This is a genomic window from Aeromonas sp. R4-2, assembly GCF_040908295.1.
GTDB classification, from domain to species: Bacteria; Pseudomonadota; Gammaproteobacteria; order Enterobacterales; family Aeromonadaceae; genus Aeromonas; species Aeromonas veronii.
Genome location: NZ_JBFODL010000004.1, coordinates 125,263 through 142,317 on the forward strand (window position 1 = coordinate 125,263; position 17,055 = coordinate 142,317).

22 protein-coding genes, 3 tRNA genes and 1 pseudogene are annotated in these 17,055 nt (G+C 60.0%); 23 read left to right on the forward strand and 3 right to left on the reverse strand.

Features of this window, described 5'->3' with window-relative positions:
* Positions 1–28 precede the first annotated feature (28 nt).
* The 23 genes and pseudogenes from AB5Y99_RS00835 (at position 29) to AB5Y99_RS00945 (ending at position 16,359) form a co-directional block, all read left to right on the forward strand.
* Positions 29–259 carry a TraR/DksA C4-type zinc finger protein gene (locus tag AB5Y99_RS00835; protein WP_111809547.1) on the forward strand — a complete coding sequence of 77 codons (231 nt, stop codon included), beginning with the start codon at positions 29–31 and terminating at the stop codon, positions 257–259.
* A 9-nt stretch (positions 260–268) separates the two neighbouring features.
* Positions 269–640, forward strand: a complete 372-nt coding sequence (locus tag AB5Y99_RS00840; protein ID WP_005352066.1) for a putative holin — start codon at positions 269–271, stop codon at positions 638–640.
* The gene (locus AB5Y99_RS00845; protein ID WP_013723873.1) at positions 637–978 is read left to right on the forward strand and encodes a phage holin family protein; all 342 of its coding nucleotides are present in this window, start codon (positions 637–639) and stop codon (positions 976–978) included. The genes AB5Y99_RS00840 and AB5Y99_RS00845 overlap by 4 nt, the downstream gene beginning before the upstream one ends.
* Positions 975–1,796: an N-acetylmuramidase domain-containing protein gene (locus tag AB5Y99_RS00850; protein ID WP_368208423.1), complete on the forward strand. Its 822-nt coding sequence runs from the start codon at positions 975–977 to the stop codon at positions 1,794–1,796. Before AB5Y99_RS00845 ends, AB5Y99_RS00850 begins: the two co-directional genes overlap by 4 nt.
* Positions 1,786–2,259 carry an Rz-like lysis system protein LysB gene (lysB, locus tag AB5Y99_RS00855; protein ID WP_323893751.1) on the forward strand — a complete coding sequence of 158 codons (474 nt, stop codon included), beginning with the start codon at positions 1,786–1,788 and terminating at the stop codon, positions 2,257–2,259. The genes AB5Y99_RS00850 and lysB overlap by 11 nt, the downstream gene beginning before the upstream one ends.
* Positions 2,150–2,392 (forward strand): Rz1-like lysis system protein LysC, encoded by a 243-nt coding sequence (gene lysC, locus AB5Y99_RS00860; RefSeq protein ID WP_368208465.1) that lies wholly within the window; start codon positions 2,150–2,152, stop codon positions 2,390–2,392. Before lysB ends, lysC begins: the two co-directional genes overlap by 110 nt.
* Entirely contained in the window at positions 2,367–2,837 is a 471-nt protein-coding gene (locus tag AB5Y99_RS00865; RefSeq protein WP_139746577.1) for a phage tail protein, read from the forward strand. The genes lysC and AB5Y99_RS00865 overlap by 26 nt, the downstream gene beginning before the upstream one ends.
* Positions 2,819–3,271, forward strand: a complete 453-nt coding sequence (locus tag AB5Y99_RS00870) for a phage virion morphogenesis protein (protein WP_368208424.1) — start codon at positions 2,819–2,821, stop codon at positions 3,269–3,271. The genes AB5Y99_RS00865 and AB5Y99_RS00870 overlap by 19 nt, the downstream gene beginning before the upstream one ends.
* A 312-nt stretch (positions 3,272–3,583) precedes the next feature.
* Entirely contained in the window at positions 3,584–4,702 is a 1,119-nt protein-coding gene (locus tag AB5Y99_RS00875) for an acyltransferase family protein (protein WP_368208425.1), read from the forward strand.
* Between the two features lie 182 nt (positions 4,703–4,884).
* A complete protein-coding gene (locus tag AB5Y99_RS00880) occupies positions 4,885–5,436 on the forward strand; it encodes a phage baseplate assembly protein V (protein ID WP_368208426.1) in 552 nt (183 codons plus the stop codon).
* A complete protein-coding gene (locus AB5Y99_RS00885; RefSeq protein ID WP_368208428.1) occupies positions 5,433–5,792 on the forward strand; it encodes a GPW/gp25 family protein in 360 nt (119 codons plus the stop codon). The genes AB5Y99_RS00880 and AB5Y99_RS00885 overlap by 4 nt, the downstream gene beginning before the upstream one ends.
* A complete protein-coding gene (locus AB5Y99_RS00890) occupies positions 5,789–6,670 on the forward strand; it encodes a baseplate J/gp47 family protein (protein WP_368208429.1) in 882 nt (293 codons plus the stop codon). Before AB5Y99_RS00885 ends, AB5Y99_RS00890 begins: the two co-directional genes overlap by 4 nt.
* Before the next feature lie 10 nt (positions 6,671–6,680).
* Positions 6,681–7,082, forward strand: coding sequence for a hypothetical protein (locus AB5Y99_RS00895; protein ID WP_013723883.1), 402 nt, complete (start codon positions 6,681–6,683; stop codon positions 7,080–7,082).
* Between the two features lie 179 nt (positions 7,083–7,261).
* Positions 7,262–8,497 (forward strand): phage tail protein I, encoded by a 1,236-nt coding sequence (locus tag AB5Y99_RS00900; protein ID WP_368208431.1) that lies wholly within the window; start codon positions 7,262–7,264, stop codon positions 8,495–8,497.
* Position 8,498: 1 nt separating this feature from the next.
* Positions 8,499–9,431, forward strand: coding sequence for a hypothetical protein (locus AB5Y99_RS00905; protein WP_368208432.1), 933 nt, complete (start codon positions 8,499–8,501; stop codon positions 9,429–9,431).
* A gap of 8 nt (positions 9,432–9,439) precedes the next feature.
* Positions 9,440–9,847, forward strand: coding sequence for a tail fiber assembly protein (locus AB5Y99_RS00910; RefSeq protein WP_368208434.1), 408 nt, complete (start codon positions 9,440–9,442; stop codon positions 9,845–9,847).
* 209 nt (positions 9,848–10,056) lie between these two features.
* Positions 10,057–11,233 (forward strand): annotated as a pseudogene (locus tag AB5Y99_RS00915) (phage tail sheath protein).
* A 9-nt stretch (positions 11,234–11,242) separates the two neighbouring features.
* Entirely contained in the window at positions 11,243–11,761 is a 519-nt protein-coding gene (locus AB5Y99_RS00920; protein WP_013723888.1) for a phage major tail tube protein, read from the forward strand.
* Between the two features lie 77 nt (positions 11,762–11,838).
* On the forward strand, positions 11,839–12,123 hold the full coding sequence (locus tag AB5Y99_RS00925; RefSeq protein WP_019445430.1) for a phage tail assembly protein: 285 nt from the start codon (positions 11,839–11,841) through the stop codon (positions 12,121–12,123).
* 8 nt (positions 12,124–12,131) lie between these two features.
* Positions 12,132–12,263 carry a GpE family phage tail protein gene (locus tag AB5Y99_RS00930; protein WP_041202707.1) on the forward strand — a complete coding sequence of 44 codons (132 nt, stop codon included), beginning with the start codon at positions 12,132–12,134 and terminating at the stop codon, positions 12,261–12,263.
* Positions 12,260–14,695 (forward strand): phage tail tape measure protein, encoded by a 2,436-nt coding sequence (locus AB5Y99_RS00935; protein ID WP_368208436.1) that lies wholly within the window; start codon positions 12,260–12,262, stop codon positions 14,693–14,695. The genes AB5Y99_RS00930 and AB5Y99_RS00935 overlap by 4 nt, the downstream gene beginning before the upstream one ends.
* Positions 14,696–14,707: 12 nt before the next feature.
* Positions 14,708–15,199 (forward strand): phage tail protein, encoded by a 492-nt coding sequence (locus AB5Y99_RS00940; protein ID WP_108541149.1) that lies wholly within the window; start codon positions 14,708–14,710, stop codon positions 15,197–15,199.
* A complete protein-coding gene (locus AB5Y99_RS00945) occupies positions 15,199–16,359 on the forward strand; it encodes a phage late control D family protein (protein ID WP_368208438.1) in 1,161 nt (386 codons plus the stop codon). The genes AB5Y99_RS00940 and AB5Y99_RS00945 overlap by 1 nt, the downstream gene beginning before the upstream one ends.
* Before the next feature lie 254 nt (positions 16,360–16,613).
* Here AB5Y99_RS00945 and AB5Y99_RS00950 read toward each other — a convergent pair.
* From AB5Y99_RS00950 to AB5Y99_RS00960, 3 genes are all read right to left on the reverse strand, one after another.
* Positions 16,614–16,700: transfer RNA gene (locus tag AB5Y99_RS00950), tRNA-Leu, on the reverse strand.
* Between the two features lie 41 nt (positions 16,701–16,741).
* A tRNA-Cys gene (locus AB5Y99_RS00955) sits at positions 16,742–16,815 on the reverse strand.
* Positions 16,816–16,850: 35 nt separating this feature from the next.
* Positions 16,851–16,926 (reverse strand) — tRNA-Gly (locus tag AB5Y99_RS00960).
* Between the last annotated feature and the right edge of the window lie 129 nt (positions 16,927–17,055).

The window sequence follows — 17,055 nt, forward strand, 5'->3', positions numbered from 1 at the left end:
CTGCCATGCGACAAAAGAGAACACCGACATGAGCCGCCTCGACGACGAACTCGAACGACTGGCCAACATCAGCGAGCAACAACTGGCTGCCCGCATTCATGCCGCCCGCATTGCGGGCACTGGCCCCCACTACTGCATCGACTGCGATGACCCGATCCCGCAAGAGCGCCGCGAGGCGATCCGGGGCTGCGAACGCTGCGCCGACTGCCAGACCATCCACGAATACCAACTCGCCCGCCACTGCGGCAGCAAACGATAGGAGAGCACGATGCCAGAACCGATTTCCTCCAGCGCCGCAACCAGCACCCTCACCGGTCTGGCCTTGCTGTTCACCCTGCCCGGGGTGGATCCCTCCGTCGTGCTCGGCGCACTCACCGGCGCGGTGCTGTTTATCTCGGCCGCCGAAGAGCAGGGGCGCCTGCGCAGGATTGCCCTGTTTGTCGCCTCGTTTGTCAGCGGCCTGCTGCTGGCTGGCTTTACCTGCCAACTGCTGGAGGTACTGCTGCCCGCCAGCGTCCAGGTCAGCAATGCGATCGGCTCGCTGATCGCCTCCGCCATGATGGTGCGCCTGCTGCAGCTCATCATGCGCAATCAGGATCGGCTACTTGAAGCCTTGTTTAACAAAAGGGGGCAACCATGATCCCGACCACTCCAACCGGTGTGTTTATCTACACCGCCCTTTACGCCCTGATCTGCGCTGCCATCTTCCTGCGGGTCATGCTGTTTGACCGCAAAGGTGGCGAGTATCGCGCCCTGCCCGCCTGGATGGCGTGGCTGCTCTGCGTGCTGTCAGGCTCCATTCCGCTGCGCTTTCTGTTCGGCGGCATTCCGGTGCCAGACCCGGCCGCCTTCGGGCTCGCCCTCTTCCTGCTGTGCGCTGTGCTCAACACCCGCGGCTCGGTGCACCACCTGCTGCCCCGGGGCAAACCGTCCAGCACCGACCATGCCCGGGATATTTACCGGAGGTACCAGCCATGAGCCTGAAAAAAGGCGATACCGGCTCCGCCGTGGCAGACCTGCAACGCCGCCTCACCGCCGCCGGTTATCCGCTGGCAGTCGATGGCTGGTTTGGTGAGGCAACCGAGCAGGCACTGATCGCCTTCCAGCGGGATTACATGATTGCCGCCATCGGTCAGGCGGGCCCGCGTACCCTGGCCGCACTGCTTGGCACTGAACGCGGCAACCAGCTGACCGTCAACCACATGCAAGCCGGGGCCGATCTGCTGGCGGTGCCGCTGGCCACCATGGCCACCGTTGCCCAGGTCGAGAGCATCGGCGAAGGCTTCACCCAAGCCATGCGCCCCGTGGTGCTGTTCGAGCGACATGTGTTCTACAAGCAGCTCACCAAACATCTGGGCAAGGCGGCCGCCGACCAGTTGGCCGCCCATTACCCCAACCTGGTCAGCCCCAAACGCGGCGGCTATGCGGGCGGCGCAGCCGAGTGGGAGCGGCTGCAACTGGCCATCAGCCTGCATCGGGACGCGGCCATCGAGTCGGCCAGCTGGGGCATGTTCCAGATCATGGGCTACCACTGGCAGCCGCTGGGTTTTGCCTCCGCCAGCGACTGGCAGAACGCCATGCAACGCAGCGAGGTCGAACACCTCACCGCCCTGTGCCGCTTTATCCAGCAAGACCCCGCCATGCACAAAGCGCTGCAGGGGCGAAAGTGGGCAGATTTTGCCCGCCGCTACAACGGCCCGGCGTTTAAGGAGAACGACTACGACACCAAGCTGGCGAAGTGGTTTGCGCACTTTACCAAGGTCTATCAGCTGCAGGAGGTGGCCAATGTGGCGTGATCTGCTGGGCTCGCCCCTCAGCTGGTTGCTGCTGGCGTTGGCTGTCTCCCTTGGTGGCTGGGGCTGGTCAGCCCGCTCGGCGGCCAAGGCCAAAGGGGACGTCACCACCCTGCAAACCAGTCTCAAGGCAGCCGACGAGAAAACCAGAGAGGCCGAACGGCGCGAGCAGCTTAAAGAGACCGCCATCGCCACCCTCACCCGGGAACTGATCACCCAGGCACAAGCGGCGCAGCAGCTGCAGGGCCAGCTCGACCAGCTGGCGCAGGCCGCCGCCACCCGCGCCGACACCATCAAGAGGCTTAAACGTGAAAATGCCGAACTCAGAGCTTGGGCTGATCGCCCTCTGCCTGATCCTGTTATCAGGCTGCTCCAGCGCCCCGCCCTCACCGGCGCCGCAGATTATCAGGATCACCTGTCCGGCCCCGAGCCCCTGCCAGCTGCCGCCGGCGGCGCCACTCAATAACGGCGACTTGCTCGACCAGCTGAGCCAGACCGAGGCCGCCTGGGCCAGTTGCGCCGCCAAGGTCGATAGCCTCATCACCTGCCAGATACGACAACAAGGGAGTGAAGATGGAAAAGCCAAAACAGATCCGTGAGGTGCTGACCCGCTGCGTGCCGCACCTCAAGACCAACCCGGACAAGCTGCACATCTTCATCGCACCGGGCAATATCGAAAGCACCGGCGCCCGCTCCCTCTCGTTCGAGTGGCAATACCCCCTCACCATCGGCATTGAAGACTTTGCCGGCCATCCGGATCAGATCATGGTGCCGCTGCTGGCCTGGCTGCGCCAACACCAGCCCGAGCTGATGACCAATGACGAGCAGCGCAAAGATGGCATCACCTTCGAGGCCGAATACCTCGCCAACGACCTGATGGATCTCATCATCACCGTCAAGCTGACCGAACGGGTCAAGGTATGGCAGAACGAACAGGGGATAGGCTGGGAGCATCTGCCAGAACCGCCGGAAGACCCTTATGACGGCATCACCTGGGAGCTCTTTATCAACGGGGAACCGCAGCCATGGCCACCGACGACCTGAATCGGCTGGTAAGCTGGGCCGATGCTCTGCTGGCCGGCATGACACCGGCCGCCCGCCGGCAACTGATGGGGGAACTGGCCCGCAACCTGCGCGCCAGTCAGAGCAAACGGATCAGGGCCAACATCCAGCCGGATGGCAGCCCTATGCTCCCGCGCAAGCCGCTCAAGAAGCTGGCGAAAAAGCGCGGTTCCACCCGCCGCAAGATGTTTCAGCATCTGGTCAGCCCCCGCTGGCTCAAGGCAACCAGCACCGAACATCGAGCCGTGGTTGAGTTTGTCGGCTCGGCCAATCGCCTCGCCACCATTCACCAATACGGCCTCAAAGACCGTATCAAGGGCCGCGAGATCAGCTATCCAGCACGTGAGCTGCTAGGGATTACTGCTGAGGAGGTGGAGCAGTTGGAAGAGCTGCTGCTGACCCACCTCATTAAATGAGGCTTGCTCATAGAGATTGCCGCTCATACAGCCACCCAAGATCAATTGTCAAGGAAGAACGACTAGTGGATAGGCGAGCCAAGACAATGAATTCAGAAGCATATCTATCAATCCAAATTCAACCCCCTTTGATATCGTTAACTCAACCTGAAGGAATTGTGTTGTGTCAAAGAGAGATCGAAACTAGGTGGCCCTAGAGATTTTGAGCGGTTGAACGCACTCCCCGTTGGTCCGTTGATAAGCGAAACGCTAAAGCCAGAGTCCGAATGATCGGATAGAATCACCGCCTTGTCAGTAGCTAGAGGTGAGGGAATGTCGACATACCAAGAAGTAGGACGGGAGCACTGTTTGGATTCTTTGCGAGGTGTCGCAGCGCTAATCGTCCTGCTCTCACACACGACAATTGCGGGGCTCTACAAGGTAGAGCCGCTGTGGAGCATTGTGAAGTGGACGCCGCTAAGAGTGCTCTGGTCTGGACATCAAGCTGTTATTCTGTTTTTTATCCTGAGCGGCTTCGCTCTGACACGGATGTGGCAGGCGATGAATGAGCGCGGTTATGGCGCTTATGTCGCAGCTCGTGTGCTTAGGCTATACCCGCCCTATATAGCTTCGATAGCCCTTGCCCTAGCCGCCTACTCAATACTCGGTACATGGTTCTCATGGGAAAAAATGTGGATGAATATCCCTTCTCCGAACGTCCATGAGTTCAATTTCGCTGGGCACCTGCTTATGATCGGGGTGTTCAATCCTGCTGAAGTTAATGGCCCGATATGGTCCATAATTCACGAGATGCGGATTTCGTTGGTATTTCCTGTCATCTACCTAATTGTCTCAAGGTTCGGGGCAATAGCGGTCAGCTTGTTTGTTGCCTCGTCCGTGGTGGTTTCTTGTTTGATATCGGGGATTGTCCCGCTAAACGAGATAGAGATGCAATTGTTGATAAGCTTGCATTACTCGACGTTTTTTGCTGTCGGAAGCTATATTGCGATTAACCAAGCATCTGTGATCTCGATTATAGGTGAGGCTAGGAATAGGTTTGGTTTGTTTCTCTGGTTATTTGCGGTATTGGCTTATGCCTATCCTTTCGATAATCCATGGTCGTTGAGCCAAAGGGCTATTGGTGACCTTGCTACGGCAGTCGGTGCTTTCCTGATTGTTGGGCTTATTCTCGAACGCGGGAAGTCGATTTTTGGAAGGATAGGGGATTTCCTCGGAAAAATATCCTACAGCCTTTATCTGAACCACATACTTGGATTAAACATTGCGCTTCTTTTTTTCTATAAGCATTTCGGCGCATCTGCTGTATGGCCGGCAGCGCTCGTCATTGCTGTTACTATTTCCTGTGTGATGTACTTGGTTTTCGAAAGACCATCGATCCTGATTTCGCGCCGCGTGCGCCGCCGACTTTCTATGATGGTGACTAATACTTAAAATACGAAATATTATGCTAACGAACACCAACCTCAAGGCAGTTTTGCCCATATATCCTAGGTAGATAATTCCCTCTAAAAACTGGGGTTCACGTTCGTTGTCATGTTAGCAAGCCAGTGTATCCGCCTCAGATACACTGGCTGCCCCTCGTCTTCCCTGCCATTGCCCAAAACAATGGCCCCATGCAACCGACCCCAACCGAACTCAAACGCCTGATCGACAACCTGATCCGCATTGGCACTGTTACCGCCGTGCGCTCAGGGGAGTGTCGCGTCAAAACCGGCGACATCACCACCAACTGGCGGCCCTACACCACAGACAGGGCCGGGGCTAACCGCACCCGTCACCGCCTGAGCCTCGGCGAGCAGGTGCTCCTGCTCTCCGTCAGCGGGGATCTGCGCAATGCCTATATCGTCGGCCGCCTCAATGCTGACAGCTTCCCCGAACCGTTGGCCGAAGATGACAACCCGGATCTCGACCGTACCGAATATGCCGATGGCGCCGTCATCGAATACAACCCGGCAACCGGTGAGCTCAATGCCACCGGCATCAAGCAGGCCACTATCGCCGCCAGTGTCAGCGTGACTCTCGATACCCCCAAAACCATCTGCACCAACCAGCTGCAGGCCAAGCGCCTCATCTGCGAGACCGCCAAGGTGGGCGACATCGAGGTGACAGAGCACAGCCACAAAAAAGTGCAGCCGGGCGATGGCCAATCAGGGGGCCCGGTATGAACTGGCTCGGCATGAATGCCGCCCATGGCCGCGCCATCAGTGCCACCGACCACATCATCCAGTCTGTGCGTGACATCCTTATCACCCCGGTGGGTTCCCGGGTGATGCGCCGTGACTACGGCAGCGAGCTCTTTTACCTCATCGACATGCCCCAGCATCAAGCCACCCGCCTGCGCCTGATGGCCGCCACGGTGCAGGCCCTTATCAACTGGGAGCCGCGCATCGCCGTCACCCGCGTCGATGTGCTGGGTGGCGGCATGGATGGCGCCCTCACCATCGAGCTCACTTGGCAGCGCAAAGATGGCGGCGTGTTGGAGTCTGCGACCATCCCCATTCCGACAGGAGCCGCCCAGTGAGCAATGTAGACCTGACCCAACTACCACCACCGGAAGTCGAGGAAACTCTCGACTTCGAGGCCATCCTGGCGAAGCGCAAAGCCATCCTGATCAGCTACTACCCGGCAGACCAGCAGGCAGCCATCGCTGCCACGCTGGAACTTGAATCAGAACCGCTCAACAAGCTGCTGCAGGAGAACGCCTACAACGAAATGATCCTGCGGGCCCGCATCAACGATGCGGCCAAGCAGACCCTGCTCGCCTTTGCCAGTGGCACCACCCTGGACCATGTGGCCGGTGAGTACGAACTCGAACGTCTGCTGGTCACCCCGGGCGATCCATCAGCAACCCCGCCCATCGATCCGGTGTATGAATCTGATGACCGCCTGCGCATGCGCTGCCAAATGGCCTATGAGGGCATGGCCACAGCGGGCCCGATCAATGCCTACAAGTTTCACGCCCTCTCGGCCAGTGCCGAGGTGGCGGATGTCGCCGTCGACAGTCCCACCCCGGGCACTGTCAGAGTGACCATCCTCTCACCGGCAGGCCAGCCAAGCGCTGACACCATCAATCTGGTCGAGCAGGCGCTATCTGCCGAAGACGTTCGCCCGCTCTGCGATCTGGTGGCAGTCGAACCGGCCCAGCTCAAACCCTACGCCGTTGATGCCACCCTCAACGCCATCGGCCTGGGTAAAGAGCAGGCCATTGCCGCTGCAAAAGATGCCATGGCCAAAACGGCCGCCGCTTACTACCGGGTCGGGACCACCGTCCCGCTTTCCGCCATCTATGCCGCCCTGCACCAGCCGGGGATTGACAGCGTCACCCTGCGCGCGCCGCTGACCGACGTCACCTGCAGCGCCCAGCAGGCCGCCAAACTCACCACCCTCCACCTCGACTAAGGACACCACCATGGCAAACGCCCTCTATGACAAAGGCCGCGAAAAGTTTCTCACCGGCGCCATCAATGCCAGTGCCGACACCCTCAAGTGTGCCCTGCTCAAAAGCACCTATTCACCGACCCTCGCCAGCGATGAGTTTTACAGCGGGATCTCGGCCCATGTGGTCGGTACCCCGCAGACCCTCACCAGCAAAACCGTGGCTGCTGGCGTGCTCGATGCGGCCGATGTCACCTTCACCGCCGTGCCAACCGCCAACGTCAACTACTGCGCCATCTACAAAGACACCGGCAACGCCGCGACCAGCCCGCTGATCGCCCTGTTCGATACGGCGGCGGGCCTTCCGGTCAGCACCAACGGCGGCGACATCATCATCGCCTGGGATAACGGCCCCAATAAGATCTTCAAGCTCTGATGGCAACCCTCTATCCCGTCTGGCGCGGGTCACTCACCTATCACGACGGCACCCTGTCACATGACGGGGCAGCTCTCTATCGGGGCACAGTGCAAGGCCCGGATGATCCAGCGCCAAAAGCCATTGCCGGGGTCAGAGTTGGCCTGACAGTGGCAGGGATAGAAGCAGGCCAAGTCGGGATGGCATCACTCATTCAACGCGCCAAGCCAACCGGGATCAGCCAGTTTGCAGCCGGGGCCAACAAGCTGACCAGCCGCACCAAAGCCATCGCTATCAGCGATGGCGCACAGGGCGCTCCGGCAACGACCATCCGGGCCATGGTTGCAACAATGGGCGACCTGCTTGCCATGGGGGCGGCTGACATGTCAACACAGATAACCCTTGTCGGGCTTGATGCGGGAATTGTCGGCACGGCGGGAGTCAGAACCCGGCTCGGTACCGGCGGATTACAACCTGATGCCATCGAGGTGCCGACCATTCAGCAACGGCTGGCTCCTGCAGGGTTCGATCTCGGCACTATCGGCAGCCACAAGGCCAAGGTGCGACAGACCATCGGTGATCTGGCTGACGGTCAGCCAGGTGAGCCATTGCTGAAAACCAAGCTGGCGCAGGCGGCAACCACCTTTACCGGCGCCATGGGCACACCGATCGCCAAGTACGCCCAGCTCATCTACCCAATGGCGCCAGCCCTGCCAACAGCAACCCAGCCAGCCCTGACCATCACCCTGGCGCACGATGGACTAGCGCCCCCATTGGTAAGCCCGTTCACCGCCATCACTCGCTTGGCGACCCAAGGGGCCGATGCCGGTGGCATGGGGTCGCACAAGGTGCATCGCCTGCCACTGGCAACCCCGGCAACCCGGGATCTGCTGCCACCCTCTGCAACCCGGCTGGAGCACCTGACCGCCGCCGCGCTGGCCTACAACCTGACACCAGAAGTCATTACCTCCACCCGCTTTGCCGACACCTGCCCGGCGCCACTGCTGCCCTGGCTGGCATGGGCACGCTCGGTGGACTGGTGGGAGCTGGCAGAATCGGAAGACCAGCAACGGGCGCTGATCAAAGCCTCGTTCAGGTTGCATCAGCGCAAGGGCACCCCGTGGGCCATCAAGGAGGCGCTGAATGTGCTGGGCTTTGGTGACAGCACCATCATCGAGCGCGCCACCGGCCGCCGCTATGACGGTACCCTCAGCTACAACGGCAACGAACCCCACGGCGACCCGACCCGCTGGGCAGTGTATCGGGTCATCCTGACTCGCCCGGTCACCACCGAACAGGCCAACCGCATCAAGCGCCTGTTGGCAGAGATGGCCCCGGCCCGCTGCCACCTCTCCGCACTCGATTACACCAGGGCGCCCGTTACCTACAACGGCGCCGCAACCTACAACGGCAACTACAACCACGGAGCCTCGTGATATGGCGAATTTACAAGAGGTCGTCAGCTGGGAGGCTGGCATTTACCAACTCGAAACCGGTGATCCGGTGCTGGGTGGCCCGGGCGGCATCTCCAACAAGCAGGCGCAAGCGCTGGCCAACCGTACCGCCTACCTGAAAAAACACGTCGATGATATCGAAGGGGGCAACACGGCGGCGGGCAAGGCCAACAAGCTCAGCACCGCCCGCAATATCGCCCTGGCTGGCGATGTGACCGGTCAGGCGGCATTTGATGGCAGCGGCAACATCACCATCACCGCCACCTATAAAAACTCGGGGGTGGTGGCGGGTACCTATCGCTCGGTCACTGTCGATGCCAAGGGCAACATCACCGCCGGCAGCAACCCCACCACCCTGGCGGGATATGGCATCACCGATGCGGTTTCATCAACGCAATATGCCACTGAGGCAACGAGAGGCATCGCGCCAGTAGCCACCCAGGCAGAAGTGAATACCGGCAGTGACGACACTAAATTCGTTACCGCCAAGAAATTGTTTGCATGGGTTAAACAGGCATCAGAAACCGTGCTTGGCATGATGAAGGTAGCCACCCAGGCGCAGACTAACGCTGGAACCGCTGATGATGTAGCCATTACCCCCAAAAAACTACTGGGTGGCTTCACCATCAGCCTTGGGCCGACTGGTTACATTATCCTGCCAACATGGCTAGGTGGACTGATATTTCAGTGGGGCATTCTGACAACTGAAACCGCTGGGAAAGCGATTGTCACATTCCCGGTCGCTTTTCCAACTGCCTGTGTAAACGTCACTATCGGTGACACTACAGCAAATGAATCAAACGGCAACATCTGGGCGGCACAAGGGGCTAGTAGAACAGGGTTTATTGGCATAGTCAGAAATATAGCTGGCGCCCCAGTTTCGGACGGCGCCTATTACTTTACTATCGGATACTGAGGTCTTTTATGAAATATGCCGCGTCCACAAATGGTATCTATCGCCAAGGTGTCAACTATCAAGACCTGCCAAATGACTTGGTGACATTAAACGATCAACAAATTGCTGATATCGAAAATGCGTTGGCAAAGGGATTACGTATAACACCAGATGATAATGGGCTCCCTATTATTTGCGCCCAACCGTCATTGACCACCGAAGACCTAATCGACATGCAAATCAAAATGCAAACGGATGAGTTACGGTATGCATCTGACCAGATGGCTCCATTGCTGTACCTTGAGTCAACCCAGCAGTTAACAGCATCGGAAGCCAAAAAACTGAGTGAATTTAGGAAATACAGTGTGGAGATAAGTAGAGTCCAGCAGCAACCAGGTTGGCCAAGCCATATCACTTGGCCAGTCAAACCAGGCTAACCCCTCATCTCATCCCCCCCGCCCTGTGCGGGGTGTGTCGTGACTGCCGTCCGTTACCCCATTGTCACCGTTCATCCAGTGTATCCACGCCAGATACACTGGCCGCCGCTCGCCTGCGATCCCCTGCCCCTGCATCCTGACCCTGTTCACATCACCTGCATTATCTACGCAAAGAATGCTCCGTCCGGACAACAGGAGAACCTATGGCACTGGACCAATTTCACCACGGCGTGCGTGTCGTTGAAGCGACCGAGGGTACCCGTACCATCCGCACCGTCGCCACGGCGGTGATCGGTATGGTCTGCACCAGCGAAGACGCCGACGCCACCTACTTCCCCCTCGACAAGCCTATGCTGATCGCCAACCTGCCAGCGGCCATCGCCAAGGCAGGCAGGCAGCGAGGGGAATCTCAAGCGCTCGCTGCAAACCATCTATGACACCGTCAACACTATCGTTATCGCCGTGCGCGTGGCCAAAGGCGCGGACGCAGCAGCCCTGACCAGCAACATCATCGGCACCATCAAGCCCGATGGCAGCTATACCGGCCTCAAGGCGCTGGAGCGGGCCACCCCGGCCACCGGCGTCAAGCCGCGCATCCTCTGCGTGCCGGACAACTGCACCCTGCCGGTGTCCACTGCGCTGGCGGGCATGGCCAAGAAACTGCGCGCCTTTGCTTATGTACCGACCATCGCCGAGACCGTCGAAGCCGCGCTGGCCTACCGTGAAAACTTCTCCAGCCGTGAGCTGATGCTGGTGCATGCCGACTGGACGACGTGGGACGTTGCCGCCAATGCCAGCATCAAGCTCGATGCCTGCCTCAAGGCCGCCGCCATGCGGGCGCTCATCGACAAAGAGATTGGCTGGCACAAGACCCTGTCGAACGTCGGCGTGACCGGGGTCGATGGCATGACCAAAAACCTGTTCTGGGATCTGCAAGACCCCGACACCGAGGTCGGCTTGCTCAACGCCAACGAAGTCACCGCCCTGATCCGCTCTGACGGCTTTCGCTACTGGGGCAACCGCACCTGCTCAGATGATCCCCTGTTCGCCTTCGAGAACTACACCCGCACCGCCCAGATCCTGGCTGACACCATGGCCGAGGCGCACATGTGGGCCAACGACAAGCCGCTGCACCCGTCCCTGGTCAAAGACATCGTCGAAGGGATCAAGGCCAAGGGACGCGAGCTGGTGAACGGCGGATATTTGCTCGGGTTTGACTGCTGGTACAACGAGGAGCTCAACGACAAGGACACCCTCAAGTCGGGCAAACTGCGCATTGATTACAACTACACCCCGGTGCCACCGCTCGAAGACCTCGGTTTCATCCAGCGCATCACCGACCACTACCTGATCGACTTCGGCGCCCGCGTCGCAGCCGCAGCATAAGGAGCCCCCATGGCACTGCCACGCAAACTCAAACGCCTGAACGTCTTTCTCAACGGCGAGAACTGGGTGGGTGAAGCGGAAGATTTCACCCCGGCCAAATTGACCCGCAAGTTTGAAGCCTATCGCGGCGGCGGCATGGGCGGTGCCGTCAACATCGACATGGGATTCGATGACAGCGCCCTCGATGTCTCGTTCACCTTCGGCGGCTATGGCGAGCCCCTGCTGCGCTGCATGGGGGAACCCAAGGCCGATGGCACCATGGTGCGCTTTGCCGGCTCGGTGCAGGGCGACGACACCGCCGAGGTGGTACCCGTCGAGATCATCTGCCGTGGCCGCTTCAAGGAGCTCGACCGCGGCACCCTCAAGGCCGGTGACAACTCCCAGGCCAAGGTCGGCATGGTCAACACCTACTACAAGGAGACCATCAACGGTCAGGTGATCCATGAAATCGACCTCATCAACATGATTGAGATCGGCCCCGATGGCGTCGACCGCATGGCCGAACACCGCAAAGCCCTCGGCCTCTAACCCCTTCCCTCATCCAATGGGCGGTCCTTATCCAACCAATAAGTGCCGCCCTCACCACATCACCAGGAACCGACACCATGGAAAACAAAACCGTTACCCTCGACCAAGCCATCCAGCGCGGTGACACCACCCTCACCGAGATCCAGCTGCGCAAACCCAAGGCGGGCGAAATGCGCGGCCTCAATATGACCGATGTGGTGCAGATGGACGTCAACGCCCTCACCAAACTGCTGCCCCGCATCACCACCCCCATGTTGACCGAAGCCGAGATCGGCAACATGGATCCGGCTGACCTGATGCAACTGGGCAGCGAGGTAAGCGCTTTTTTGGTACCGAAGAGAATGGCCTACCTCATTGCGTAGACGAGGTGATGGCCGATCTGGCCATCATCGCCCACTGGCCGCCGTCTGAGATGGCGGTCATGGAGATCAGCGAGCTGATGGGCTGGCACCAACGCCTCGTTGAGACTCACAACCGCATCAACGGGGCAGAACAACAATGAACCCTCTCAAACTGCAAATCCTGCTTAACGGGATCGACAAGCTCACCGCCCCCCTCAAGGCAGCAAGCGGCCAGAGCCGCATCACCGCCAAAGACCTGGTCGACACGAAAAAGCTCATCAAGGAGCTGGAAGCCCAGAGCGGCCAGATTGATGGCTATCGCACCCTCGGCCAGCAGATTGGCGCAACCCGCGCCCAGCTGACCCAGGCACAGCGCGACGCCCAGCAGATGGCCCAGCAGTTCGCCAAGGTCGAACAGCCAACCAAGGCCATGACCCGGGCTATGGAGCAAGCCAAGCAGAAGGTGCGCGACCTCTCCCAACAAGAGCGGGAAATGGTCGCCCGTCACGGCAGCCTGAAACGGGCCATGGGCGAGGCAGGCATCAACACCAAACAGCTGGGCCAGCACCAGCGTCAGCTCAAGAGCGATCTCGCTGCCGCCAACAGCCAGCTCGACCAGCAACGGGCCAAGCTGGGGCAACTGGCCGACCAGCAAAAGCGCCTCAACCAGATCAAAGCCAACTACGACAAAACCATGTCGATGCGCGGCACTCTGGCGGGCTATGGCGCTGCGGGCATGGCCACCGGGGGCGCGGCCATCTACAAGGGCACCAATATCGCGGGCAAGGCGATGGGCTTTGATGTCGATATGTCCAAGGTGCAGGCGATCACCCGGCTGAGCAAAGAGAGCAGCGAACTGGCCGCCCTGCGGGCCCAGGCTCGGGAGCTCGGCGCCAATACCGCCTTCACGGCGGGCGAAGCGGCGCAGGGCCAGGGCTTTCTGGCTATGGCCGGTTTCACCCCCAAGGCAATCCGTGACGCCATGCCCGGGGTGCTCGATATCGCCAAGGCGGGCGGCGTCGAGATTGCTGCCGCCGCTGACATCGGGTCCAACATCCTGACCGGCTTCAAGCTGCCGGCCAACCAGATGACCCGCTTGGGGGATGTGATGGTCGGCACCTTCACCCGCGCCAACGTCGACTTGCAGATGCTGGGTGAAACCATGAAATACGTGGGGCCGGTGGCGGCAGGGCTCGGGGTCGACCTTGAAACCGCCTCTGCCATGGCGGGCAAACTGGGGGATGCGGGTATTCAGGGCAGCATGGGCGGGACTGCCATCCGCGCCATTCTCGGCCGGTTGGCTTCTCCGCCCAAGGCCGCGAATGATGCGCTGGCCGCCCTCAACGTCAAGACCGCCGATGCGGCGGGCAACCTGCGCTCGCTGCCCGATATCCTGGACGAGCTCTACAAGAAAACCAGCAAGATGGGGGATGCCACCCGCTCGGGCTACTTCAAGGCCATCGCCGGCGAAGAGGCATTTGCCGCCCTGACCGTGCTGACCGAGCAGGCCGGTTCCGGCAAGCTGCAGGAGCTGATCGCCACCTTGAAGCAAACCCAGGGGGAAGCGGGCAAGGTCGCCAAGGTGATGGCCGATAACGCCATCGGCGACCTGGACAACCTCACCTCCGCCTGGGACGACGTGGGGATCCAGATGATGGAGACCGAGAACGGCCCACTGCGTGGCATTATCCAGCGCATCACCGAGATCATCCAGGTCACTGGTGACTGGATGCGGGCCAACCCAGAGCTCACCACGACCTTGACCCGTATTGCGGCAGTCACCGCCGTAGCGGCTGCCGCTGGCGGGTCACTTCTGCTGATTGTGGCCGGTCTGCTGGGGCCGCTGGCCGCCATCAAGATGGGGCTTTCAACCCTGCTGGTTTATGGCGGCCCGCTGCTGACCTTCATCAAGGCGCTGACCATGGGCATGGTCAGGCTCGGGATTGCCATGCTCACCACCCCGATCGGCTGGTTCATCATGGGGATTGTGGCAATCGCGGCCGGGGCCTACCTGCTCTACAAACATTGGGATGGGGTTACCAAGTGGTTCAGCGACCTATGGGCCCAGTGCAAGGCCCCTGCTCTCGCCTTCTGGGAACTCCTGAAAGAGCTCTTCTCATGGACCCCCATCGGCATGCTGATCATGCACTGGAACGAGATCTGGGCCTTCTTCGATACCCTGCCAGCAGGGGCCGCCAACAAGGGTAAGGCCATCATCGACGGCCTGATTGGCGGCATCAGTGCCAAGTGGGAGAGCTTGAAGAACAAGATCAAAGCCCTCACCGACTTGCTGCCGGACTGGATGAAGGGGGGCGGCTCGGTCACCGCCAACGTCAATCCGTCAGGCTACCTCACCGGCAACTACAACACCCCGGCCATGGCGGGCGGTTCGGGTTATGGTCCGCGCATCGTCACCCCGGTGCGACCAGTGGCCCGAGGCAACAGCACCACCCAGATCCACGCCCCGATCAGTATCACCCAGCAACCGGGACAATCAGCCACCGATGTGGCGCAAGAGGTGCGCCGCGAACTGGACCGACGCGAACGGCAAGCAGCCGCCAGTGGCCGCGCCTCCCTGACCGACCGCAACTAAGGAGCAACCACCATGATGATGACTCTGGGCTGGTTCGTGTTTATGCGCTCGACCGTGGCCCCGCAATCTCAACAAGACGAAAAATCATGGCGCCACCCGGGCAATAACCGGGTCGGTGCCCGCCCCTCATATCAGTACCTCGGGCCAGATGACGAGCTCAGTCACTTAAGCGGGGTACTCTATCCAGAGCTCACCGGCGGGCCCGTCTCCCTCGATATGCTCAATAGCATGGGCGACAGCGGCCAAGCCTTCCCCTTAATCCAGGGGGATGGCGTGATGCGCGGCTCGTTCGTGATAGAGGGGATCAGCACCACCCGCAGCGAGTTCTTCCAGGATGGCAGCGCCAGAAAAATCGAGTTCAGCATCAAGCTCAAGCGGGTCGATGACAACGACAGCTCCCTCGGCAATACCCTGCTCGGGCGCACCGCGGGCAACCTGCTCGGTAGATTGGGCGTCGGCAAGCTGCTGAACACCGTAGGCGGCAAACTCGGGGGGCTGCTCTGATGGGGGCATTCGACCAGTTCGGTACCCGCTTGACTGAAAACCTTGGCATCACCAGCCAACTGGATGCCCTGCGCCAACAACATCCGGCGCCCGCCTATCAGGTGCGGGTCGATGGTCGCGATGTCTCGGGCACCCTGCGCCCACGCCTGATGCACATGACCATCACCGATAACCGGGGCTTTTCGGCAGACACCATCGAGATCGCCCTCGATGACAGCGATGGCAAGCTGGCCATGCCGCGCCGTGGGGCCACCCTCCAAGCCAGCATCGGGTGGCAAGGCGGCCACTTGGTCGATAAAGGCACCTTCAAAATTGACGAGGTGGAGCATGGCGGCGCGCCGGATGTGCTCACCATCCGGGGCAAGTCGGCAGACCTGCGCGGGGGCATGAACAAACTGCGCGAGCGCAGCTGGCACTTCGAGACCATCGGCGCCATCGTTGAGCAGCTTGCCGCCCGCTATGGCCTGACACCGAGCGTTGGCGACGCCTTCAAGGGGATGGTGATCGACCACATCGACCAGACCAACGAGAGCGATCTGGCCTTTCTCACCCGCTTGGCCACCGAGCAGGATGCCATCGCCACCGTCAAATCTGGCCGTCTGATGTTCATCAAGGCGGGCAACGGCACCACCGCCAGCGGTGAGCCACTGCCGGCTGTCACCATCACCCGCCAGGACGGCGATCAGCACCAGTTCTCGGTGGCCGACCGCGATGCATACACCGGTGTCATCGCCTACTGGCAAGACAACAAGGCCGCCGAGAAGAAGAAAATCGAGGTGAAGCGCAAGCGGAAGACCAAACCGAAAGAGGAACGGCCGCTACCACCGGGGGTGGTAGTCAACAAGAAGGAGAACGAGCTGCTGGTTGGCGACAGTGAGAACGTCAAGGAGCTGCGCCACGTTTACGCCAGCCAAGGCAACGCAATGAGGGCAGCGCGGGCTGAGTGGGAAAAGCTGCAGCGAAGCGTGGCAGAGTTTCAGATCACCCTGGCCAAAGGTCGCCCCGAGCTCTACCCGGAACAACCCACCACGGTCAGGGGATTCAAACCACAAATCGACGAGGCTGACTGGCTACTCACCCAGGTGGTACACGACCTCACCGACCAGGGCTACACCAACCGCCTGCAACTAGAAGTGAAACTGGCAGAGCTGCCGGAGTGATGTCTGGATGCAAGAAGGGCCCCACAATGTGGGGCCCTTCTCATTCTGCCTGACAACGCACCGAGACATGGCCAGGGAAAGGCGCCGCATGAAGTGCGCCGTCAGGCAGAGCGGCATCATACAAGAAGATCCTGTTGCTCAACATTACAGGAAGGGTGAACCGCTTATAAAAGCGCTGTCGCCACTTTGTCGCCATTTAGGCAAAAGAAAAAGGCCACTATCTCTAGTGGCCTTACGTAACTCTTTGATTTTAATGGTGCCCGAGGCCGGAATCGAACCGGCACGACGCGAACGTCGAGGGATTTTAAATCCCTTGTGTCTACCGATTTCACCACTCGGGCACCGCAATCTGTATCAAGCTCGCGTGGCGCGCTTGTCAATATGGAGGCACGTTCCGGAGTCGAACCGGACTAAACGGATTTGCAATCCGCTGCATAACCGCTTTGCTAACGCGCCATGCAAAAGAGAGTTGGCTCTCTATTGTCTGAATTTGGAGCGGGAAACGAGACTCGAACTCGCGACCCCGACCTTGGCAAGGTCGTGCTCTACCAACTGAGCTATTCCCGCATTGGTCTGGCTGACTGCCTGACTACGAGGACGCATTCTAGCGATGTTCCTCGCCCAGTCAACCAGAAATATTTAATTACCTGATCGTTCGGGCATTTTTTGCCCTTTTTGAACAGTTTTAGCGCCTTT